Below are 21,880 nucleotides of genomic sequence, written 5' to 3' on the forward strand. Positions count from 1 at the left end.
AGGTCATTATCCGCGATACTTCTCGATGCAGGCCACGATGTCCTTCACCTGCTTCAGATTCTCCAGCTCCTGATCCGGGATCCGGACGCCCAGTTTCTCTTCCAGCGCCATGACCAGCTCCACTGCGTCCAGAGAATCGATGTTCAGATCGTCAGCAATAGATGCCTCCGGTACGATCTTCTCCTCGTCGCAGTTCAGTGTCTCTACCATCGTCTCCTTAACCTGTTCAAATAACATATCTGTTTCCTCCTCACGATTTGTTTTGAAATTTTATCTAAATACTTTTAACTAAAATACTTTAAGTATAATACACGCATCTGAGGATATTGTCAACATGTTTTTTAAAACAATGGTGAAAAACGATACACTAACGCCGGGGCGATACACTTTGTACCACTCCGGCTCTTTTTATGCCACAGAGGATTAGTAGGACGTTAGTCAGGTTTTGTTACCATAGGAGAGAATTGTAAAACACAGTTATGTTGATAATTCTGGCGATGTGACGACAACGATTCCCAAGGAGAGCGATGATTATATTACAATGGAAGATGACGAGGGCACAAAAATCGGTATGTCTCTTCCGAAAGAGTTGACAGCAAAAAAGGGCATACCCTTAGATGGTTTTAGAGAACTCATAACAATCAAGAGTAAAGATGCTCCCAGGGAATATACTTTCAATTTCAACATGTCAAAAGGTTACAGGCTGATCACCTCTGAAGAGTACTGTTCCGAACATAATAACAAAGCAGACGAAGAAAAGCTTCTTGTTGAGCCGGGAGTTGTCTATATTGTAGATCCTAATCCTCACCCCAATAAGACCCGAACATTATACCTGACAAAAAATCAAGTCAGAAAATGGCGAAACAAAAGCGAAAACAGTTTTGCCGGCCAAAGTGTCGAATATGTCGTTTCAGGCTTGATCGGTATAGCAAATACTCCGGCAGGACTTGCTTCTGGTGCTATCTTTCTCGTTGGGAACCAATACCTTTCAATCAAAAAACACTCCTTCAATGTTTGATCCCTCTAGTATGCGCGATAAACGCAGCACTATGGGAAATGGGAAGATTGTTGGAGAAAGAGACTATATTATTTCATTTCATCATTTTTTTTGGATTTGGAGTTTTAATGGTACTAAGTTGGAGATTCTTTGATCATCAAATCAAGAACTTCACTATGAGAGTAAGCGGAAAAGTGAGTTCTGTTTTTATATGGGTTTCTGTATTTTTTCTTATCCAATATTACGGATAGTAACCATCGCTATAACAACGGAGAGGGATCGGTCTACTTGTCACAATCCGTTTTGTCTCTGCTGAAAGAAAAGGAGTGTGTGGAAGAAATCAAAATGAATAGGAGATGCTGTGCAGTACAACATCTCCTTTATCGTATTCTTTGGTTGCCTTCCGTTACTTCAGTTCGATGATGACCCTTCTGTAAGGATCGGCTCCCTCGCTTCTGGTGGTCACACTGGGGTGATCCTGCAGGGTGGCGTGGATGACCTTTCTCTCATATGGGTTCATGGGCTCCAGCTTGACGCTGCGCTTGGTGCGGACAACCTTGCCGGCCAGCTTGTGGGCCAGCTGTTCCAGTGTCCGCTCTCTCTTAGACCGGTAGTTCTCAGCGTCCACAACGACCTTGATGTAGTTCTCGCTGTTCTTGTTCACTACCAGACTGGTCAGATACTGGATGGCATCCAGGGTCTGTCCGCGCTTTCCGATGATGGTCCCGGAATCATGTCCGCTGATCTCCACGTAGACGTTCTCGGCATCCGCCTTGGTCTTCATGTCGACCTTCAGACCCATCTTCTCTACGACCTCCTCCAGGAAGGTCATCGCAGGATGTTCCTCGACTTCCGGAAGTGGATCCATGACCTTATGGAAATCCAGCTCGTCGAGCTTGGGATTTCTGGGCAGTTCTTCCTTCTTGTCTTTCCGTTTGTTTCTCTTTCTGGAATGACTCTTGCGGGCAGGCTTCTCTGTGACCGTTTCGGGCTCCTCCACAAAGACTGTCTCCCCGGCAGTCTCTGTCACTTCAGGAACCTCTTCCGGGAGCACTACTTCTGGTTCCTCCGGTTCCTGTTCTTTGAGAGAGACCTTAACCTTTGCGAGTTTGGAACCGATTCCGAAGAATCCCCTGCTGGGCTCCTCCAGAAGCTCGACCTCCACCTCGTCCCGGGTAGCTCTCAGGTCGATCAAAGCAAGTTCCACCGCCGCATCGATGTCATCGCCGTATTTTACTACTTCTCTCATATTATCTGATTTCTCCTTGAAAAGAAGGCTTTGTGCAGAGAGAGCCGGTTACGCTCTCACCGCCTTCTTCTTGTGTTTTTTCTTTTTCATTTTCTCTTCGCTCTTCTCACGGGCCTTCTTGCGAAGCTGATTGAAGCGGATGTTATAGAAAATCTGAATGAACTGGCTGATGAACCAGTACCATGCCAGTCCGGCAGGATAGGTCTTGGCCAGCCATACGATCATGATCGGGAATCCATATCTCATCACCAACATCATGGCGTTGCTCTGGGATCCGCCCGGCATGCTGCCGTTGTTGGAGGACATCCAGAAAGAGATAAACGTGGCGATACCCGCAAGGATCGGCAGGATCCACGGATCCGGCTGTGCCAGGTCGTTGATCCACAGAAAACTCTCGTGCACCGCGAACACCATGTCCTCAGAGGACAGATACTGCAGCGGATAGCGGAGAAGCTGGAACAGGCCCATGATGATGATCATCTGAATGAACATGGGGAGACAGCCCGCCATGGGGTTGACGCCCTCCTCCTTGTAGAGCTCAGAGATCTTTTCATTCATCTTTTCCTTGTCATTGGCGTACTGCCTCTGGATCGCCTGCATCTTGGGGGCCATCTCACTCATGCCCATGGTGGACATGATCTGCTTCTTGTACAGCGGGTACAGCAGCAGCTTGATGATCACCGTCAATATGATCAGTGATATTCCGTAGTTGCCCAGGATCTCATAGAGACCTTGCAGCGCATAGGACAGAGGCATGGCCAATATGCCAAAAATATTCATTAAATACTTTCCTCCATTACTTCAAAGGATCATACCCTCCCGGGTTCCATGGATGACAGCGAAGTATCCTGCGGATACCCAGCCAGGTACCTTTGATGGGGCCGTACTTCTGGACGGCTTGGATAAAATAAGCAGAACACGTGGGATAGAACCTGCATGTCGCAGGAAACAGGGGTGAGATGCAGATCTGATAGAATCTCACCAGAAGAATCAGTATTTTTCCAAAAAATCCACTGATGTACTTCATCTATACTTTCACCACGCCCGTTCGCCGGAGGGCGAAACGGATCGACTTCTGCACTTGCTGACACTTGGCGTCGGTAATGGTGTTCCGGGCGATGAAGATGAAATCGTATCCGGCAGGAAGTTCTATGTTCGCTGTCCGCATCGATTCCTTCATGAGGCGCCTGGCCCTGTTACGCTGTACGCTGTTGCCAACCTTCTTGCTGGCCAGAAAAGCGCGCCGGCTATGATCTTTCCCGTTCTTTCCATAGAAAATGACCACATACCTGTCGCCAACGGATTTCCCTCTCCGATAGACCCGGTCGAAATCCTTCTGGTAACGCAGCACATCGTCTGCACGCATCTTCCTATGCGGACAGGCTCTTTCTTCCCTTGAGTCTTCTTCTCTTGAGGACGTTGCGTCCGTTCTTGGTTGCCATTCTCTTACGAAATCCGTGCTCTTTCTTTCTCTGCCTTGTCTTTGGCTGATATGTCTGTTTCATTGTAAAACCTCCATTGAATCTGAAAAATAACTATTTTTGCACAATCTAAATTCCAATATGTGCACGCATACTGTTCAATTATACTTTCTGGTATAGGAAAAGTCAAGACTTATTGATCAGGTATTCCTTCAGCAGCGGTACATCGATAGCGACCCTCCCCCTTCCGGTCTCCCTGATCAGCCCCTGATCCAGAAGTCTTCTCTTGATCTTGGTGGCATTGTTTGCACTGATCTCCATACGTTTTGCAATTATGGAGACCCTGCTCTCCTCATCATCTTCTGTCATTTTCGAAAGAAACTCGTGTTCTCTTCCCGTAAGTTCTCTGCTAGTGACCTCAAAGATTGTCCTCTCCATCTGCCGTCTTGCGACTTCATAAGCTCTCTCAACATCGATCGATGTTATCTCTTCGTTTTCAGGACTTTGCCGCCACATATGATAGCCGAGGAGCTGGATCAGAAAAGCGAAGCCCCCTGTCTTTTCGGCAGCGTTCCACAAAGCCTTGTCTTCGATTCTTCTGCCGCCTTCCTCTATGGTTTCCCGAATTGCCTGTGCAACATCGTCAACAGGGATCATCCCCATCTCGTGGAGAAAGGCTCTTCGTAGAAAGGATATGCGATCTTCCTGAAGGAGAGTTGATACCTGCTGAGGAAGGCCTGCCATGAGAAGCGCAATGTTTCTGTTTTCTCTGACAAAATGCTGGTAATTATCGATGAGGATCTTCAACTCCTCCTGATGAGAAGAAATCTCATCCACTGTGATCAGAAGACCTGTTTCGTTATGTTCCAGTTCCTCCAATATCCTGGTCATTTCTATTCTCCAGGAAGTGGGCTCTTCCTTGTAGGTAACCGAAAACCCGACTCCTCCTATGGAAAGTCCGGATATCCTCGCTTTGGCAGCGGGAGTAAGTATGTGAGAAGCTTTCTCTTTCACCTGCAGCAATATTTCCTTTAGCATGTCCTGACCGGACGTTACGTTCACACTGATCCAGCCTTCCGACTCTGCAATATTGGCGATGGCAGTCAATAGAACGGTTTTCCCCGTTCCTCTGGGCCCCGAAAAGATACAGGATCTGTTTGGATCTCCTGGTTTATTTCTCAGACCATCCAGAATATCCAACATGATGTCTTCTCTTCCTGCAATAGAAACAGGAATGCTGCCAAAGGTCGGTCGGAAAGGATTTTTCTTTTCATGTTTCGGCATTACGATGTCACTGACTTTCATGCAATTTCACTTTCTTTCACATTTTTTCATTTTATTTCACCTACATAATAACATAGGAAAAAAGATATTGCAACGAATGTCCACGTATACTACATATTCATAATTTTAACTGTCTTGACAGTTGTATATACATCTGTTATAGTTGTAATGCTGGCGCACAAGGGTGTGTCATTTTTCTGTAAGTATATAGAAAGGAAAATAGAATGACTGATTTTTTTAAGAGGAAAGACATCGAGATCTCTGTCAAGAGATACGTGCAGGATGCACTGTCTGCCATGGGGTTGGGGCTGTTCGCCTCCCTTCTGATCGGACTGATCCTGAAGACAATAGGAGAACAGCTTTGTCACATACCGGGGGTGACAGAGGAATCGACAGTCATCGCATTTCTGATCCTCATCGGAACCACCGCTATGGGTATGATGGGACCGGCCATCGGCGTGGCAGTCGCTCATGCGCTGAAAGCACCGCCACTGGTACTCTTCTCCTGCGCAGTAGTAGGACAGATGGGTGCCACCTTCACCGGATTTGGAATCGAATCAAACGGCGGACCCGCCGGAGCATTCATCGCTGTTGCCGTAGCCGCCGAGTTCGGCAAGATGGTCTCCAAGGAAACCAAGGTAGATATCCTGGTGACGCCTGCGGTATCATTGATCATGGGCGGTATCACCGCCAAGCTTGTGGGACCTGGCCTGGGATGGTGCCTGCTGAAACTGGGAGATATCATCGAGGCCGCCTGTGAGTGGCAGCCCTTCTGGTTCGGCATCTTCATCTCCGTCGTAGTAGGACTGGTGCTGACAGCACCGATCTCTTCGGCAGCGCTCTGCATCATGATGGATCTGACAGGTCTGGCTGCAGGGGCAGCTACCGCGGGATGCTGTGCCCAGATGGTAGGATTTGCCATCGCAAGTTACAAGGATAACGGCGTGGGCGGACTTGTCTCCCAGGGAATCGGCACCTCCATGCTGCAGGTACCGAACATCGTCATGCACCCGCTGATCCTGATCCCTCCCACACTGGCGGCGGCCATCACAGGACCCATCAGCACCTGCATCTTCAAGATGACCAACAACGCGGCAGGAGCCGGCATGGGTACCTCAGGTCTGGTGGGGCAGATCATGACTCTGACCGATATGGGATTCACCGGAGGGGTGTTCTTCAAGATGATCTTAGTCCAGGTAGTCCTGCCGGCGGTGCTGTCTTATGTATTCTACAAAGTCATGTACAGCGCCGGCTGGATCAAAGACGGCGATCAGAAGCTGGCGATGTAAATAGCGATCATCGAAGAAGGGGCTATCTCAAAAGAGATAGTCTCTTTTCTTTGTGATCGAGATCTCGTGCACACTTATGAACAGTTTTATCCACTATATGTGGATAACTTTACTCAATCGTGAATTTTCAAGAATGTGAAAAATGCACTTGTATGTGGATAACTTATTAGGTACAATAAGAAGTGTCTATGAAATGGGAGACAAGTACTATGAGCAATACAGAAACCATCTGGGCTGATGTCCTGGATATCATCCGCAATGACACTTCTCAGATCAGTTATAATACATGGTTCCTTCCTGCACACATCAGGATGATCGACGACAACCTCCGCATCGTGTACATCGAGGCGAAGGAGGATTTTACTGTCAACATTCTAAAGAAACGGTACATCCAGATGCTGCAGAACACGCTGAAGGAAGTAATGAACGAGGAGTACCGCGTGGTCGTCAAGACCAGCGATCAGTACGACAAGGAGAAACCACAGCCTCAGAACCAACGCACCAGGGTCACCAAGGTCATCAAGGAACTTGGCAGGGAGAAGATCTTCAACCCCAAGTACAACTTTGATAACTTTGTGGTAGGAAGCAGCAACAAGTATGCCCATGCGGCAGCCCTTGCTGTAGCGGAATCCCCCTCGGAAGCCTACAATCCCTTCTTCATCTACGGAGGATCCGGCCTGGGAAAGACACACCTGATGCACGCCATTGGCATCTACCTTCTGGAACACAACGATGACATCAACGTCCTCTACGTTTCCTCGGAGATGTTCACCAACGAGTTCATCAAGGCTATCCGGGAGAACAAGACCAGAGAATTCAAGGAGAAATACAGAGAAGTAGACGTCCTCCTCATCGACGACATCCAGTTCCTGGAAGGTAAGGAAGAGACACAGGTAGAGTTTTTCTATACATTTAATACACTCTACGATTCCAACAAGCAGATCGTCATCTCCAGTGACCGCCCGCCCAACAAGCTGAACATGCTCAGCGAGAGACTTCGTTCCCGGTTCGCCTGGAACATGATCGCGGAGCTGATGCCTGCAGACTACGAGACACGGGTCGCCATCCTCATGAAGAAGGCGGAGAACAGCAACATCGAGATGACCGAGGAGTTCTACGAGGTCATCTGCCTCATTGCAGAGAAGGTGAAGGACAACATCCGGGAGCTGGAGGGTGCCCTCAACCGCATCATCTCCTACTCTCTTCTGATGAACGAGACCATCGACAAAGCATTTGCACGCCGCATCCTGAAGGATATCCTGGTGAACAACGGCGACAGCCCTACCCCGGAGAAGATCAAGACCCACGTCAGCCGCTACTTCAATATCACTGTGGCGGATATGGAATCTTCCAAGAGGACCAAGCAGGTAGCGTTCCCAAGGCAGATCGCCATGTACCTCTGCCGGACCATGACGGACTACTCCCTGCCCAAGGTTGGCAATCTCTTCGGCGGAAGACACTACACCACAGTCATGCACGCCTGCGACAAGATCCAGAAGGACATGGCCACCGACGCAGGACTGCGGGAGATCATCGAGACACTGAAGAAAGATATCAGCGGTGTGGATAACTAAACAAGAATTATTTCTCTCTGCCCACAGTTTTGTGACAACAGCATTTGGCTGTTTTTCAGAGAGGAACAGACTTATCCACATTTTCCACACCCCCTACTACTATAACTACTAAAAATAAAAAGAAAAATAAACAGGCATTATCGGAGGTTATTTATGAAATTCTCATGTGATCAGCAGGAACTGGTGAGAGCACTCTCTGTGGTTTCCAAGGCAGTGACCACAAGGACCACCACTCAGGTCATGAAAGGGATCCTTATCGAAGCAAAGGAAGGCGGAACCCTTACCATGTCCGCATCTGATCTGGACATCTCTATCCAGAACACGATGCAGGCAGATGTTCAGGAAGAAGGCAGTGTCATTGCCATGGCCAAACTATTTGTGGACATAATCCGCAAGCTGCCCCATTCAGAGATCACCATCGAAAGCGATGACGATTTCAACATCACCATTCGATCCGCCAACTCGGAATTTCAGGTGGTAGGCATGTCTCCGGACGAATTTCCCGAGAGAATCAAGGAACAGGAAGGAGACAAATACATCGAGTTCAACCGGAGAGAGTTCAGCAGCATGATCGAGAAGACCGCATTCGCGGCCAGCATTGAGGAAGCCAGAGGAATCATCACCGGTGTTCTGCTGGAAATCGAACCAGACGGAATGAACATGGTGGCTATCGATGGCTACCGTATGGCGATCAACAAGAGCGCCATGGTTACCGGCGCTTCCGGCAATGTGGTGATCGCTGCGAAGATGCTGGGAGAGATTGGAAAGATCCTGGCCGATGTTGGGGAGGACGAGACAGGCAGGCTCTATCTGAACGAGAAGAAAGCCGTTTTCCTGTTCGACCAGACCCAGGCAGAACTGAAACTGATGGAAGGCGAGTTCATCCGCTACAAGGATATCCTTCCCAGAGAGAAGAAGATCCGACTTGTCATTGACAGAGTCCAGCTGCTCAACAGCATCGAGCGCGCCTCTCTCCTCTCCAGAAGCGGCAAGAACAACCTGATCCGCATGAATCTCACCGATAACCTGGTGACCATCAGTTCCACCTCCGAGGAAGGAAATGTCCGGGAGGACATCCTGGTGGAGAAGGAAGGCGAGGATCTGGTGATTGGATTCAATGCCCAGTATATGATGGACGTACTGAAGAAGATCGATGACGAGAAGATCCTAATGTATTTCAATACACAGATCACCCCTTGTGTGATCGAACCACTGGAAGGAAACCAGTACGAGTTCATCGTTCTGCCGGTGAGAATCAACTAACTTTATGCATATCAGAAATATAGAACTCAAGAATTTCAGAAACTATCAGGATCTTTCGATGGATTTCGATGAGCATGTGAATCTCATCATAGGGCCGAATGCCCAGGGAAAGACCAACCTCATAGAGGGAATCTGCCTGACATCCATCGGAAGGTCTTTTCGTACGCATCACGATGCGGACATGATCAGGTTTGGCGAGGAAGAGGCCTACGTGAAGGTGGAGTGCAGCAAGGAAGTCATCGATACCAAAGTAGAGGTGACCATCAACCGCCGCCTTAAGAAATCCATCCGCAAGGACGGCAATATCATCCGCCGCACCTCAGAGATACTGGACAACATCATCATCGTCAGTTTCTCTCCGGAGGATCTTCGCATCGTCAAGGACGAGCCAGAGAAGAGAAGGCGGTTCATCGACAGCGAACTGGCACAGATCAAGCCTTCCTACTACAGGATCCTCTCCGACTACAAGAAGACCCTTCTCCAGCGCAACACCTACCTGAAGGAGGAGAGCGTGGACAAAGCCATCCTCTCCGTGTGGGACGAGCAGCTCATCCGTCTTGGCAGTGAAATGATGCGGCTTCGGAAGGAGTTCATCGACAAGATCAACGTGTTTTCCGGGGACATCCATGGGAGGATCACCGGTGGAAAGGAAGAACTGACCATCGGTTACGATCCTAACGTCCCATATAAGGAAGGGAAAGAAGAGAGAGAGGCTTTGTTCAGGGAGGAGATGGCAAAGTCGCTGGAGAATGACCTGCGGCTAAGGACCACCACCCGGGGACCCCACAAGGATGACATGCAGTTTTTCATCGGTGGTGTCAATGTTCGAAATTTTGGTTCTCAGGGACAGCAGCGGACTTGCGCTCTGTCACTGAAGCTGGCGGAACTGGATTTTATCCGGGAGGAGACCGGAGAGGAGGCCATACTTCTGCTGGATGATGTGATGAGCGAACTGGATGAGGAGAGACGAGCCTATCTGGTGATGAGCCTTTCTGAGAATCAGATGTTCATCACCGGGACAGACATCGACGAGGGGATCCTGGAGATGTATGAGGAACCGAAGGTGATCCGGGTGGAGAACGGGCACGCCTACAATATAGAGTGGTAAGAGAAAAATCCGTCAATTCCCATATACTCATATCGGGAATTAGAACGGGTTTTTTCGTGGAAAATTTGAGATTTAACAGTTTTTTTCGTACTAAGGGATAAAATGAATCAAAAAGCGGGTCTGATGTTGTCAAAATGGCGATTTTGTGTTATGATGTAGAACGTATAGGTTCACTACATATAGAAATGAATCTTTGGCTTGAATAATGAGAAAAGGTGGGATTTGATGAGTTTAGATCAGAAACAAGGAAGCGAATATACTGCTGATCAGATCCAGGTATTGGAAGGCTTTGAGGCTGTCCGAAAGAGACCTGGTATGTACATAGGATCCACTGGCCCCAGAGGCCTTCATCACCTGGTCTACGAGATCGTGGACAACAGTGTGGATGAGGCGCTGGCCGGATTCTGCAAGAAAATAAAGGTCATCATCAACCAGGACAACTCCGTGACAGTCATCGACGATGGCCGCGGCATGCCGGTAGATGAGCACCCCAAGATGAAGATCCCTGCGGTGGAAGTTATCCACACAGTTCTCCACGCCGGTGGAAAATTCGGTGGAGGAGGATACAAGGTATCCGGTGGATTGCACGGTGTCGGTGCTTCTGTCGTGAATGCTTTGTCCACCAGGATGGAAGTAGAGATCAACCGGAACGGGAAGATATACGAGATCGAGTTTGCTCGGGGCAAGACCACCAAGAAACTGAATGTCATCGGGGAGTCCAGGAGGACAGGATCCAAGACCACCTTCTGGCCGGATCCGGAGATTTTCGAGGATACTATCTACGATTACGATACACTGCAGCACCGTCTGCGGGAGATGGCGTTCCTGACCAAGGGACTGAATATCAGTCTGGAGGACAAGAGGCCCGGACAGAAACGGAAGGAAGTCTTCCATTACGAGGGAGGACTCCGGGAGTTCGTGAAGCACCTGAATACCAATAAGGATCCTATCCACGAGGACATCGTGTACTTTGAATACGCAGATGCGGCAGAGGGTCATGAGGTGGAAGTGGCCATGCAGTATACGGACCGTTTCAACGAGCTCATGCTTTCCTATGCGAACAACATCAATACCAACGAGGGTGGTACCCATCTGGCGGGATTCAAGTCGGCACTGACAAGAGCCATGAACGACTACGCCAAGAAGGCAGGACTGCTGAAGGAAGGGGATTCTCTGACTGGAGATGATGTTCGGGAGGGCATCACCGCTGTGATAAGCGTCAAGCTTGAGCAGCCCCAGTTCGAAGGCCAGACCAAGGCCAAGCTTGGTAACACGGAGATGAGAGGGTTTGTGGAGACCACCTGTAACTCCAACATCATGGCCTTCCTGGAGGAGCACCCCAAGCAGGCGGCAGCCATCGTCAACAAGTGCGTCAGCGCCTCCCGTGCCAGAGAAGCGGCCCGCAAGGCCAGAGCTCTGGTGCGTCGGCAGAGCGCACTGCAGGGACTGTCCCTGCCGGGTAAGCTGGCAGACTGTTCCGAGAAGGATCCTCAGCTTTCTGAGATTTTTCTGGTAGAGGGAGATTCCGCTGGCGGCTCCGCCAAGCAGGGCAGAGACCGTAAACGCCAGGCAGTACTTCCGCTGAGAGGTAAGATCCTCAACGTAGAGAAGGCACGCCAGGACAAGATGCTCAACTCCGAAGAGATCAAGAACATGATTACCGCCTTCGGTTGCGGCATCGGAAGCGAGTTCGACATCAGCAAACTGCGCTACCACAAGATCATCATCATGACCGATGCGGACGTAGACGGTGCCCATATTCGGACACTGCTGCTGACCTTCTTCTACAGATACATGACCCCGCTGATCGAGGGAGGCTATGTCTATGCGGCACAGCCACCTCTCTTCCGGGTGCAGAAAGGCAAGCAGACTTGGTACACCTACTCGGACAAGGAACAGGAGAAGCTGCTGGCGGAGATTGAGGACAAGCCGGGCAAGGTGGAGATCCAGCGCTACAAGGGTCTGGGAGAGATGGACTTTGACCAGCTCTGGGAGACCACAATGGATTACAAGACCAGGACCATGGTACAGATCACCGTGGAGGATGCCACGGCGGCTGACGAGATCTTCACAACCCTGATGGGGGACAAGGTCCCGCCTCGTCGTAAGTTCATAGAAGATAATGCCAGATACGCAACACTTGATGTTTAGGGAAAGTCGATAGGAAGGAGGATAATCTTTGGATAACTTATTAGAAGATACCAAGATCATACAGCACGAGATACACGACGAGATGAAGAACTCCTACATCGACTACGCCATGAGCGTCATCGTTGGAAGAGCTCTCCCTGATGTGCGAGACGGAATGAAGCCGGTACACAGGAGAATTCTCTACGGCATGAGCCAGTTGGGCGTCACGCCTGACAAACCATACAAGAAATCCGCCAGGATCGTAGGAGAGGTCATGGGTAAGTATCACCCTCATGGCGACTCCTCCATTTACGATGCCATGGTCAGGATGGCGCAGGATTTCTCCATGCGCTACCCGCTGGTAGACGGACACGGAAACTTCGGCTCCATCGATGGAGACGGCGCCGCCGCCCAGCGTTATACAGAGGCCAGGATGAGCCCCTTCTCCCTGCAGATGCTGCGGGACATCGAGAAGAACACGGTGGACTTCATCCCCAACTTCGACGGGGAAGAGAAGGAGCCGGTGGTCCTGCCCAGCCGCTACCCAAACCTGCTGGTGAACGGTTCCAACGGAATCGCCGTCGGTATGGCCACTTCCATCCCTCCCCACAATCTGGGGGAGGTAATCGATGCCACCGTCAAGATCATCGATGAGCCGGAGTGCACGGTGGATGATCTGATCAAGATCGTCAAGGGTCCGGACTTCCCCACCGGTGCACAGATCATGGGGAAGAGCGGCATCCGCGATGCCTACCGTACAGGCCAGGGAAAGATCAAGGTCCGGGCTTGTTGCGAGATCGAGGAGAGCAGCCGCGGCAAGATGCGCATCATCGTCTCCGAGATCCCTTATGCGGTCAACAAAGCAAGGCTTATCGCCAAGATTGCAGAACTGGTCAAGGAGAAAAAGATCGACGGAATCACCGATATCCGGGACGAGTCTAACCGTGAGGGCATGCGGATCGTCATCGAACTGAAGAGAGATGCCAACCCGCAGATCACACTGAACCAGCTGTACAAGCACACCCAACTGCAGGACAACTTTAGCTGCATCATGATCGCACTGGTAGATGGAGAGCCAAAACTGCTCAACCTCTACGAGATGCTGAACGAATACCTGAAGTTCCAGAAGGAAGTGGTCACCAGAAGAACACAGTTCGACCTGGAGAAGGCGGAAGCCAGAGCCCACATCCTGGAAGGACTGCGGATTGCCTTGGACAACATCGATGAGATCATCCAGATCATCCGTAATTCCTATAACGACGCCAAACAGCGGTTGATGGAAAGATTCGGTCTTTCCGAGATCCAGGCACAGGCCATTCTGGATATGCGTCTGGCCAGACTGCAGGGATTGGAAAGAGAAAAGATCGAGAACGAATACAACGAGTTGATGGATCGCATCGCCTACTACCGGGCTGTGCTGTCCGATGAGTCACTGTTGATGGGCGTCATCAAGGCAGAACTGTTGGAAGTGAAGGACAAGTGGTCCGATCCCCGCCGCACCAAGCTTGTGGCAGACGAATCGGATTTCTCGGAAGAGGATCTGGTGGAGGAAGAACAGGTGGCCATCACACTGACCCACCTTGGATACATCAAGCGTGTGCCGGCGGATACCTACAAGGCACAGCGCAGAGGAGGCAAGGGGATCATGGGGATCACCACCAGGGAGAACGATTTTGTGCGTGACCTGATCATGACCTCCACCCACAGCGAGCTGATGTTCTTCACCAACCGGGGCAAGGCGCACCGGATGAAGGCATACCAGGTACCGGAAGCCTCCCGGACGGCCAAGGGCACGCCGGCGGTGAACTTCCTGAACCTGATGCAGCGCGAGCGCATCACCTCTATCATTCCGGTGAAGAATTTCGAAGAAGAGAAGTACCTGGTGGGAGTGACCAAGCTGGGAACCATCAAGAAGACAGCCATCTCTGAATACAACACCAACCGCACCGGCGGGATCATTGCGCTGAAGCTGAAGGAAGGAGATCAGCTGATCGACATCAAGCAGACTACCGGCGAGGACAACATCATCATCGTGACCAAGAAGGGCAAGTGCATCTGCTTCAGCGAGGAAGATGTCCGTCCGATGGGAAGAATTGCCAGCGGCGTGAGAGCCATCAAGCTGGATGATGACGACGAGGTCGTCTCCATGTCTCTGGTCCATCCGAGCGAGGAACTGATGGTGGTCACCGCCAACGGATACGGCAAGCGTACCCCGGTGAAGGAATACAAGCTCCAGGTGAGAGGAGGCAAGGGCCTGCTGACCTACGACAAGAGCAAGTTCCGCAAGACCGGAGAGATCATCGGGGCCATGGTGGTAGATGAGGAAGATGAGATCTTCCTGATCAATTCCCAGGGGATCATCATCCGGATCCGGGCCAGCGAAGTGTCCGAACTGGGCAGAGCCACCCAGGGTGTGAAGATCATGAAGGTAGAGGATGACACCAAGATCGTTGCCATGGCCAAGGCCATTCGGGAAGAGGAAGTAGAAGAAGAGGATTCTGAGCAGATTAAGATTTGATTTTGTTCTTCAGGGGTATAAGACAATTGTTGCAGAATGCAATGATTTTGCAGAGTGAGGAGTAGAATATCATGGATAATCTGAAGTTTGTCATCCCCGGGAAGCCAGAATACCTGACCATGGTGCGGCTGGCCATCAGTTCCATCGCTTCCACCGCCGGGTTCGATGTGGAGGAAGTGGAGGACATCAAGACCTCCGTGTGTGAGGCCTGCAAGAACATCTCCTGCCATGGGTCGGAGGGTTTTTCAGATCAATATGAGGTGGAGTGCAGCGTGTCACAGGGATATATAGAGATCCGGGTGAAGGATGACTGTGACGAGCACACACTCGCCAAAGAGAGCAAACCTTGCAGAAAATGCCCCAGCGAGGGGAACATCGGCGTGTTCGTGATCGAGTCGCTGATGAACGAAGTTGAGTTCGGATTGGGAGAGGATGGGCGAAAGTTCATCCACATGGTGAAGAGAGCATGACAGAACTATCCAGATTCAAGGAATACAGGGAAAACCCTACAATTGAATCACGGAATGCACTGGTGGAGGAGCATCTGTACATGGTGGATATCCTCATCAGGAAGTATCTGAACAAAGGCGTCGAATACGACGACCTGTATCAGGTAGGTGCTTTGGCGCTGATGCAGGCGGTGGAGAGGTTCGATCCGTCGAAGGGATTTGAGTTCAGCTCTTTTGCCACGCCCACGATCCTCGGAGAGATCAAGAAATACTTCCGGGACAAGCAGTGGAGCCTCCGGGTGCCCCGCCGTCTGAAGGAACTGGCAGCGAAGGTACAGGAAGCCAAGGAGGTTTTGTATACGGAGCTGCAGCGAAATCCGACGGTACCGGAGATCGCGGAGCGCTGTGATTGCAGCGAGGAGCAGGTTATCGAGGCCATGGATAGTTCCCAGGCCTATGGGACCTATTCTCTGGATAAGACCTTCGATGAGGCAGGAGAAAACGGAGAAAGTTCTTTCCTGGAAAGGTACGTTGGGTTCGAGGACAAGGGTTTTGTGCAGATCGAGAACGACGAGATCATAGGCAAGGTACTCAGCGAGCTCTCCGATCGCAACCGCTACATTTTCCGAGAACGTTTTCTGTTCGGCCGATCTCAGTCGGATATCGCCGGGAGCCTGGGAGTATCCCAGATGACCATCTCCCGGGCAGAGAAAAGCATCATCGAGAAGTTCCAGGCGGAACTGAGAAGATAAGAGAGACCCTGTTTACCATTTTGGTGGACAGGGTTTTCTCTTGCTGTGGATATTGAGATTCTTCTGCCGAAATGGTAGTATATAGAGAAAAAGGAGGTTGCCGTGTTCTATGTGATTCTGGCTGCGGGCCTGATAACTGCATACATCAATGGGATGCACGATGGCGGCACGGTGGTGGCCACCACCGTCACCTCCCGGATCCTGACTCCCAGAAAGGCTGTGTTGATGGCGGGCTGCGCCAATTTCCTGGGGGCGCTTGTGTTGGGGAAGGCAGTGGCAGCAACTGTAGCCTCCGGACTAGGGGATACGGCAGCGGTGTCAGCCGGCGGCATGAGGGCAGCCGGATCGTTTGTGCTGGCGGTGCTCATCGGAAGCATGGGATGGAACCTGCTGACCTGGGTCCTGAAGATGCCCTCCAGTGCTTCCCACTCTTTGCTGGGTGCTCTCATCGGCGCGATGATCGCCGCGGTGGGGACAGGAGCTGTCTATTGGGATGCTTTTCTGTTGAAAGTGGTGCTGGCTATGTTTCTTTCGCCGGTTTTCGGTCTGCTTGTGGCGATGCTCCTCCGCCGACTGGAGATGCGGCTACTGAAGCGGGCTACGGTAGCCGTGACCCCGGGGGTACAGAAGTTGGACCTGGTTGCCACCTTCCTGCTGTCCCTTTGCTACGGCAGCAATGACAGCCAAAAGATCGCTGGGGTGCTGGCCATCGCGGTGTGCGGTGGTATGAGTGTGGGTGGCGCACAAAGCTTTGTGCCACTGTGGCTCATCGCCCTCTGTGCCGCGGCGCTATCTGTCGGCACCATGACCGGTGGCTACAACATGATCCGCACCGTGGGCCGGGGCATCGGCAAAGTGCGCACAGACGAAGCGGTGTGCTCGCAACTGGCTGCGCTGCTGGTGGTGGAAGTATCCAACCTGACCGGACTTCCTATCAGTTCCACCCAGGTCATCACCGGCGCTGTGATGGGAGCGGAAAAGGGACCACGCAGGGTCAACTGGACCATCGCAGGTAAGATCGGCATCGCCTGGATCCTTACCCTGCCAGCGGCGGGGCTGTCCGGCTGGGTGGTGTATCAGGGGATGCGCGTCCTGTGGCTATGACCGGGCAATCGGGTGGATGCATTTAAGGCGGAGAGAAGTTCTTTACGTGCTCGCACATCGAGGACGAAGCGATCGACTGCAATGTTCGCTTCGCTCACTCCTTCAGGTTGATCGTGGTCGGACGGCTCACCGGACTACAATTTTCCTGGTAGAGCGGATTTTTTTGTAGTCCTCCGACCATCCCGCGATCCTTCTGCATCAATCCCTCTTTTCGAAGATCTTCTATAGCCGATTCACAGGCTATTGATAACCTAAGGTAAAGTTGTTATCTTGTATCTCCACCGGTGGTTTTTGTCACAATGCTATGCTATAATGGAGGTACAAGATAAAGTTTAACAAGAATAACATAATCCGGCTTTTCCGCTTTATCTTTGGCGATCCGGAGCACAAAGACCGCACCAGAGATCGGTGCGCAAAAGGCTGGCATGGAACTGAGTGACTACAGGAAGGCGATGGCAGAATACCGTAAGAAGGCTGCTTCGACCGTCAGTGACAATACCAGAAAACCCTAGTGGAAATTGGGCTATTATAGCCGAGGTGAAAAATGGGATTATTCAAGAGAACCAAAGAACCAGATGTGTTCCTTCTCCTTGCCAAGCAGTGCCGGCAGGCGCTGGACAGCGCCACCATGCTGGTGGAGTTCATGCGGAATCCTGGAGAGGTAGAAGTAGCAGCAGAGATCGAGGCCGAGGAGAAGTCCGCAGACAGGACTCAGCGGACCCTGAATGACTATGTGGAAAATACCTTCATCACGCCCGTGTCCCGGCACTACCTTTTCCGCCTGGGCCGGGTCATCGACGATATCACCGATGAGATCAAGGACCTGAAGGATTTCATTCAGTTTTTCGACTATGTACCAACGGAGAAGAATATTGAGATGGCGGAGTGTTGCCGCCAGTCAGTGGAGGTGCTCACTGCGGCCATAGAGAAATGGCGTGGGGACGAGGACCGAGCCATGTGGGAGGATCTCACCAGGATCCGGAAGAACGAGAACCATGTGAAGCGTCTCTACTGGCAAAACCTGAAGGAGATCGAGGCGTCAGACTCCGTCCGGGACGTGATCACTTCCCGGGAGTTCTGCCGGGATCTGCGTGCCCTTTCCAAGAAGATCGCCAAGGTGGCAGACCGGATCGGGGATCTGGTGATCAAGTCAATCAAATAGGGCTGCTGTTGAACTGACCCCCAAAAGTTAGACCAAGAATCTAACTGGAGGAGGTCAGTTCATTCAATGTGGCAGCCCTGTTTTTACATTCTTCTGACTTTCTTCTTCTGGTGCATCTGCTCCAGTTCCTGCTTGGAGAGGCCAAGCTTGTTCTTCATGTTGGACCCGTAGCGCATGCATATGTAGGCGAAGATGGCGGCGATGAGCATCAGCGCCAGGCCGATCCGGTTCTGGAACACCACGTTGTGGTACTCGCCGTGCTTGTCCACGTAGTAGGTGATGTGGAGCTGGAGATTATAGATCAGCCAGTAAACAAAGGTAAATGCGTTGCAGACTAAGATCCCCTGGGCTCCGGTGACGTAGCGCTCTGTCTGCGCCTTGAATTCCGGAAAGTACTTCCGATTCAGCTTGCTCTCGTTCTGCCGGAGGTTGTTCCAGTTGATGAAGGCGTAGGCACAGCCGATGGCGGCAGAGAAGACGATGACGTCCACGCCGTACAGGTTGTCACAAAGCCCTTTGTTGGCGTCTGCCAGCTGTTCGGCCACCAGCATCAGATAGCCGATGTAGAAGATCACCAGGAGGCCGGCCATTCCCGTCATGACCAACGACAGCTTGAACTTCTTCAGTTGATCTTCCTTGTAGTTCATGATTTTCTCGCGTAACTTTGAATCCATCTCTCTCTCCGTTTAGTTTTGCTTTGTGCTTTATCGGTTCTCGTCGATACCCTCGTTGGCAAGGGCGTCGGCGCGGTTGTTCATCTCTGTCACGTGCCGGAATTCCTCCATGGTGAAATCACCGTTGTTCTTGCAGAACTTCCGGTAGTGGGCATCCACATTGGTGCTGGGGTGATCCAGATTGACGTGGCCCTTCACCCGGTAGAACCGGACGCGGTGGCGCCCCACCAAATCCAGTAGTCTCTCCCACAATTCCCGGTTCTCCACGGGTTTCTTCTGGGAAGTCATCCAGCCGTTTCGCTGCCAGCCCACATACCATTTCTGAAGGAAGCAGTTGGCTACATAAGAACTGTCTGTGAAGACACGGATCTCCAGGCCGTCACGTTTAAGTGCCTGAAACGCTTCGATAACTGCGGTGAGTTCCATACGGTTATTGGTGGTGTTCACCTCTCCTCCGTGGAGCTCCTTGCTGTGCTCCCCGAATTCCAGGATGGCGCCCCAGCCTCCCACGTTGGTTTCGTTCTGGTTGCCAGAGCAGGCACCGTCTGTGTACATGTTCAATATCTGACTCATCCAGGACCCCTTTCTGTCGGATTGAAATCACACCTTTTATTATGCAATATTTTAATGAAAACGTAAAGGGAAATATGGTACAATGTTATCGATAATAAGCAGGAAGCGAGGTGCCCGATGAGACTGCTGATCGTAGAGGATGAGAAGCGCCTGCGGGAGGTGCTGGTCAAGCACCTGAAGAAAAATAACTACAGCGTGGATGCCTGCGCCACCGGGGAAGAGGCGAAGGAATTCCTGGCTATGGCGGATTACGATGTGGCTATTTTGGATGTGATGCTGCCAGGCATCTCTGGTTTTGATGTGCTGAAATGGGCGCGCGGGCAGAAGATGGAAGTGCCGGTGCTGTTTCTGACGGCCCGGGATTCCGTGGAAGACAAGGTAAGGGGGCTGGATCTGGGGGCAGATGACTACCTGACCAAGCCCTTCGCTTTTGAGGAACTGCTGGCGCGGCTGCGGATGCTCACCCGTAAGAAAGCGGGGAGCAAGACCAACATCTATACGCTGGAAGACCTGACGGTGGACTGCGGCCGCCATATCGTGGAGAGGGCAGGCAATCCGATCACATTGTCCAGAAGAGAGTTCGCCATTCTGGAGTACATGATCATGAACAAGGATATCGTGCTGACCAGAAGCCAGATCGAGGAGCACATCTGGGACTACGACTACGAAGGCTCCTCCAACATGATCGACGTGTATATCCGCTATCTTCGGAAGAAGATCGACGAGCCATTCTCCCCCAAGCTCATCCACACTGTGCGCGGGAGAGGGTATGTACTCCGCGTAGACCCCGAACAACAGAAATGAAGAAACGACTATTCCTCGGAAACAGAATAGAACTTGTCTACACTGTATCTATCCTGGTGATCGTTTTGATCCTGATGGGGTTTTTCTATCTGGTGGTGCGGGACTATATCACTGCCGACCGGAAAGAGAACCTGGTGGAAACGACCAATCGCACAATGATGGATATCAGTATCGAACACGGCCGTCTGGATGTGGATCAGGACGTTAGTTACAGCAGCGACGGTGCGTTTGTGGTGCTGACTGACAGGAACGGAAAGATCATTGACGGTGCCCTGGGACATGCTTTTACGGATACCGCGCCTTTACAGGATGGGAAGGTCCGGATGATCCGGGAAAACGGAGAGAAGTACTTCATCTACGACAGAGCACTGTGGTCGGATGAGGAAAACGATGAAGATGAGGATGACGAAGACGAAGATGAGGAAGAGGTGGAATGGGAGCAGACACTGGCAGAAGAGGCGCCTATCTACTGGCTGCGGGGCGTGACGTCGGCAGAATTTTCCGAGATGGCGCCCTCCCTGGATGGCTCATTGAGGATGGTGAGCCGATTGCTTCCGCTGTTTCTCTTGGCTGTCATCTTTGCCGGTTGGCTGGTGACCCGGCGGGCGCTGAAGCCACTCCGGGAGATTACCAGAACAGCGGAACTGATTCAGAAGGAAGGAGATCTGTCCCGCAGGATCGGTATCCGTACCCGGGGAAACCATGATGAGATACAGCACACAGCGGAGGTGTTCGACAGCATGCTGGAGAAGATCGAGCAGCTGTTTGAGCGAGAGAAGAAATTCACTGATGATGCCAGTCACGAATTACGTACACCGGTGGCGGTGGTGATGGCGGAGTGTGAGTATGCGCTGGATAACCTGGATGATCCGGAGGAGGTGGAGAGTGCTCTCCGCTCCATTCTGGAGGAATCCCATCATCTGTCTGACCTGGTCTCCACCCTGCTTCTGTTCGCCAGAGCGGACCGGGGCATGTACGAGCTGAGCCGGGAGTGGACAGATCTCAGCCTGCTGGCGGAGGAGTGTTGTGCTCGTGTCCGGCCCAAGGCGGAGGCAAAGAACATCGCCCTAGCGGTTGACGCACCGGAAAGTGTCTATACCTGCTGTGACCAGCTTCTGATGGGGCGAGCGCTGGATAACCTGCTGACCAATGGAATCAAATACGGCAGGGAAGAAGGCTTTGTGCAGGTAAAGGTAGAAGCGAAGAGTGAAGAAGTAAGGATCACCGTAGAGGATGACGGAATCGGGATACCCCCTGCAGAGATGGAGAAGATCTGGGGGAGGTTCTACCGGGCCGAGAACGCCGCAGCGCATACCGATGTGGACGGAGACGACCAGAGCATGGGCCTCGGACTCTCTCTGGTGCGTTGGATCTGCGAGGCCCACGGAGGCAGTGCCGCCTGTGAGAACAGACCGGAGGGAGGCAGCCGGTTCATCATGAAGATTCCTTTAATCCACATTTAATTCGTAACAAGTATACTTGACTTGTACGGTCGATCAGCCAAAGAGCAAGAGAGGTAATATGGGAAT

Annotated in this window: 23 protein-coding genes; 14 read left to right on the plus strand and 9 right to left on the minus strand. The window is 51.5% G+C overall.

Annotated features, from left to right (window positions below; genetic code table 11):
• Positions 1-6: 6 nt before the first annotated feature.
• Positions 7-237 carry an acyl carrier protein gene (gene acpP, locus P156_RS0107930; protein WP_027869664.1) on the minus strand — a complete coding sequence of 77 codons (231 nt, stop codon included), beginning with the start codon at positions 235-237 and terminating at the stop codon, positions 7-9.
• A gap of 262 nt (positions 238-499) precedes the next feature.
• Between acpP and P156_RS0107935 the strand changes: the two genes are divergently transcribed.
• Entirely contained in the window at positions 500-1,018 is a 519-nt protein-coding gene (locus P156_RS0107935) for a hypothetical protein (RefSeq protein ID WP_185752170.1), read from the plus strand.
• A 385-nt stretch (positions 1,019-1,403) separates the two neighbouring features.
• Here the strand turns inward: P156_RS0107935 and jag are convergent, their stop codons facing one another.
• The 6 genes from jag to P156_RS0107965 all read right to left on the minus strand — a co-directional run bounded on the left by jag (position 1,404) and on the right by P156_RS0107965 (position 4,951).
• Complete coding sequence (jag, locus tag P156_RS0107940; RefSeq protein ID WP_027869666.1) at positions 1,404-2,246, minus strand: RNA-binding cell elongation regulator Jag/EloR; 843 nt, start codon at positions 2,244-2,246, stop codon at positions 1,404-1,406.
• A 48-nt stretch (positions 2,247-2,294) separates the two neighbouring features.
• A complete protein-coding gene (locus tag P156_RS0107945) occupies positions 2,295-3,026 on the minus strand; it encodes a YidC/Oxa1 family membrane protein insertase (RefSeq protein ID WP_051600840.1) in 732 nt (243 codons plus the stop codon).
• Positions 3,027-3,042: 16 nt separating this feature from the next.
• Positions 3,043-3,273: a membrane protein insertion efficiency factor YidD gene (yidD, locus tag P156_RS0107950; protein WP_027869668.1), complete on the minus strand. Its 231-nt coding sequence runs from the start codon at positions 3,271-3,273 to the stop codon at positions 3,043-3,045.
• Positions 3,274-3,612 carry a ribonuclease P protein component gene (rnpA, locus tag P156_RS0107955; protein ID WP_027869669.1) on the minus strand — a complete coding sequence of 113 codons (339 nt, stop codon included), beginning with the start codon at positions 3,610-3,612 and terminating at the stop codon, positions 3,274-3,276. It lies immediately after the preceding gene.
• A gap of 4 nt (positions 3,613-3,616) precedes the next feature.
• Positions 3,617-3,751, minus strand: coding sequence for a 50S ribosomal protein L34 (gene rpmH, locus P156_RS0107960; RefSeq protein WP_027869670.1), 135 nt, complete (start codon positions 3,749-3,751; stop codon positions 3,617-3,619).
• Positions 3,752-3,853: 102 nt separating this feature from the next.
• Positions 3,854-4,951, minus strand: coding sequence for an ATP-binding protein (locus tag P156_RS0107965; protein WP_185752171.1), 1,098 nt, complete (start codon positions 4,949-4,951; stop codon positions 3,854-3,856).
• 224 nt (positions 4,952-5,175) lie between these two features.
• Here P156_RS0107965 and P156_RS0107970 point away from each other — a divergent pair, with 224 nt between their 5' ends.
• The 11 genes from P156_RS0107970 to P156_RS0108025 all read left to right on the plus strand — a co-directional run bounded on the left by P156_RS0107970 (position 5,176) and on the right by P156_RS0108025 (position 18,300).
• Positions 5,176-6,240: a PTS transporter subunit IIC gene (locus tag P156_RS0107970; RefSeq protein WP_027869672.1), complete on the plus strand. Its 1,065-nt coding sequence runs from the start codon at positions 5,176-5,178 to the stop codon at positions 6,238-6,240.
• 209 nt (positions 6,241-6,449) lie between these two features.
• A complete protein-coding gene (dnaA, locus tag P156_RS0107975) occupies positions 6,450-7,814 on the plus strand; it encodes a chromosomal replication initiator protein DnaA (protein WP_027869673.1) in 1,365 nt (454 codons plus the stop codon).
• Between the two features lie 153 nt (positions 7,815-7,967).
• A complete protein-coding gene (gene dnaN, locus P156_RS0107980; RefSeq protein ID WP_027869674.1) occupies positions 7,968-9,077 on the plus strand; it encodes a DNA polymerase III subunit beta in 1,110 nt (369 codons plus the stop codon).
• Positions 9,078-9,081: 4 nt separating this feature from the next.
• Positions 9,082-10,185, plus strand: a complete 1,104-nt coding sequence (recF, locus tag P156_RS0107985; protein WP_027869675.1) for a DNA replication/repair protein RecF — start codon at positions 9,082-9,084, stop codon at positions 10,183-10,185.
• Between the two features lie 225 nt (positions 10,186-10,410).
• Entirely contained in the window at positions 10,411-12,336 is a 1,926-nt protein-coding gene (gene gyrB, locus P156_RS0107990; protein WP_027869676.1) for a DNA topoisomerase (ATP-hydrolyzing) subunit B, read from the plus strand.
• Between the two features lie 28 nt (positions 12,337-12,364).
• Positions 12,365-14,833 carry a DNA gyrase subunit A gene (gyrA, locus tag P156_RS0107995; protein WP_027869677.1) on the plus strand — a complete coding sequence of 823 codons (2,469 nt, stop codon included), beginning with the start codon at positions 12,365-12,367 and terminating at the stop codon, positions 14,831-14,833.
• 71 nt (positions 14,834-14,904) lie between these two features.
• Entirely contained in the window at positions 14,905-15,303 is a 399-nt protein-coding gene (locus P156_RS0108000; RefSeq protein WP_027869678.1) for an ATP-binding protein, read from the plus strand.
• Positions 15,300-16,034 (plus strand): SigB/SigF/SigG family RNA polymerase sigma factor, encoded by a 735-nt coding sequence (locus tag P156_RS0108005; protein WP_027869679.1) that lies wholly within the window; start codon positions 15,300-15,302, stop codon positions 16,032-16,034. The genes P156_RS0108000 and P156_RS0108005 overlap by 4 nt, the downstream gene beginning before the upstream one ends.
• 102 nt (positions 16,035-16,136) lie before the next feature.
• Positions 16,137-17,138: an inorganic phosphate transporter gene (locus P156_RS0108010; protein ID WP_027869680.1), complete on the plus strand. Its 1,002-nt coding sequence runs from the start codon at positions 16,137-16,139 to the stop codon at positions 17,136-17,138.
• 371 nt (positions 17,139-17,509) lie between these two features.
• Entirely contained in the window at positions 17,510-17,650 is a 141-nt protein-coding gene (locus P156_RS13350; protein ID WP_185752172.1) for a hypothetical protein, read from the plus strand.
• Positions 17,651-17,682: 32 nt separating this feature from the next.
• Positions 17,683-18,300, plus strand: coding sequence for a DUF47 domain-containing protein (locus P156_RS0108025; RefSeq protein ID WP_027869681.1), 618 nt, complete (start codon positions 17,683-17,685; stop codon positions 18,298-18,300).
• 83 nt (positions 18,301-18,383) lie between these two features.
• On the opposite strand, the gene P156_RS0108030 is transcribed toward P156_RS0108025, so the two are convergent.
• A complete protein-coding gene (locus P156_RS0108030) occupies positions 18,384-18,974 on the minus strand; it encodes a hypothetical protein (RefSeq protein WP_027869682.1) in 591 nt (196 codons plus the stop codon).
• A 30-nt stretch (positions 18,975-19,004) separates the two neighbouring features.
• Positions 19,005-19,547 (minus strand): ribonuclease HI, encoded by a 543-nt coding sequence (locus P156_RS12090; RefSeq protein WP_081818514.1) that lies wholly within the window; start codon positions 19,545-19,547, stop codon positions 19,005-19,007.
• A gap of 117 nt (positions 19,548-19,664) precedes the next feature.
• Here P156_RS12090 and P156_RS0108040 point away from each other — a divergent pair, with 117 nt between their 5' ends.
• Both P156_RS0108040 and P156_RS0108045 read left to right on the plus strand, forming a co-directional pair.
• Positions 19,665-20,351, plus strand: a complete 687-nt coding sequence (locus P156_RS0108040; RefSeq protein ID WP_027869683.1) for a response regulator transcription factor — start codon at positions 19,665-19,667, stop codon at positions 20,349-20,351.
• Positions 20,348-21,814, plus strand: coding sequence for a HAMP domain-containing sensor histidine kinase (locus P156_RS0108045; protein ID WP_027869684.1), 1,467 nt, complete (start codon positions 20,348-20,350; stop codon positions 21,812-21,814). The genes P156_RS0108040 and P156_RS0108045 overlap by 4 nt, the downstream gene beginning before the upstream one ends.
• The last annotated feature ends 66 nt before the right edge of the window (positions 21,815-21,880 follow it).

This window comes from Eubacterium sp. AB3007 (assembly GCF_000688015.1).
Taxonomy (GTDB): Bacteria; Bacillota; Clostridia; order Peptostreptococcales; family Anaerovoracaceae; genus Aminicella.

Coding starts and splice junctions, on each gene's coding strand:
- acpP (WP_027869664.1), bottom strand. CDS start 237: ATGTTATTTGAACAGGTTAAGGAGACGATGGTAGAGACACTGAACTGC.
- jag (WP_027869666.1), bottom strand. CDS start 2,246: ATGAGAGAAGTAGTAAAATACGGCGATGACATCGATGCGGCGGTGGAA.
- P156_RS0107945 (WP_051600840.1), bottom strand. CDS start 3,026: ATGAATATTTTTGGCATATTGGCCATGCCTCTGTCCTATGCGCTGCAA.
- yidD (WP_027869668.1), bottom strand. CDS start 3,273: ATGAAGTACATCAGTGGATTTTTTGGAAAAATACTGATTCTTCTGGTG.
- rnpA (WP_027869669.1), bottom strand. CDS start 3,612: ATGCGTGCAGACGATGTGCTGCGTTACCAGAAGGATTTCGACCGGGTC.
- rpmH (WP_027869670.1), bottom strand. CDS start 3,751: ATGAAACAGACATATCAGCCAAAGACAAGGCAGAGAAAGAAAGAGCAC.
- P156_RS0107965 (WP_185752171.1), bottom strand. CDS start 4,951: ATGCCGAAACATGAAAAGAAAAATCCTTTCCGACCGACCTTTGGCAGC.
- P156_RS0107970 (WP_027869672.1), top strand. CDS start 5,176: ATGACTGATTTTTTTAAGAGGAAAGACATCGAGATCTCTGTCAAGAGA.
- dnaA (WP_027869673.1), top strand. CDS start 6,450: ATGAGCAATACAGAAACCATCTGGGCTGATGTCCTGGATATCATCCGC.
- dnaN (WP_027869674.1), top strand. CDS start 7,968: ATGAAATTCTCATGTGATCAGCAGGAACTGGTGAGAGCACTCTCTGTG.
- recF (WP_027869675.1), top strand. CDS start 9,082: ATGCATATCAGAAATATAGAACTCAAGAATTTCAGAAACTATCAGGAT.
- gyrB (WP_027869676.1), top strand. CDS start 10,411: ATGAGTTTAGATCAGAAACAAGGAAGCGAATATACTGCTGATCAGATC.
- P156_RS0108000 (WP_027869678.1), top strand. CDS start 14,905: ATGGATAATCTGAAGTTTGTCATCCCCGGGAAGCCAGAATACCTGACC.
- P156_RS0108005 (WP_027869679.1), top strand. CDS start 15,300: ATGACAGAACTATCCAGATTCAAGGAATACAGGGAAAACCCTACAATT.
- P156_RS0108025 (WP_027869681.1), top strand. CDS start 17,683: ATGGGATTATTCAAGAGAACCAAAGAACCAGATGTGTTCCTTCTCCTT.
- P156_RS0108030 (WP_027869682.1), bottom strand. CDS start 18,974: ATGGATTCAAAGTTACGCGAGAAAATCATGAACTACAAGGAAGATCAA.
- P156_RS12090 (WP_081818514.1), bottom strand. CDS start 19,547: ATGAGTCAGATATTGAACATGTACACAGACGGTGCCTGCTCTGGCAAC.
- P156_RS0108040 (WP_027869683.1), top strand. CDS start 19,665: ATGAGACTGCTGATCGTAGAGGATGAGAAGCGCCTGCGGGAGGTGCTG.
- P156_RS0108045 (WP_027869684.1), top strand. CDS start 20,348: ATGAAGAAACGACTATTCCTCGGAAACAGAATAGAACTTGTCTACACT.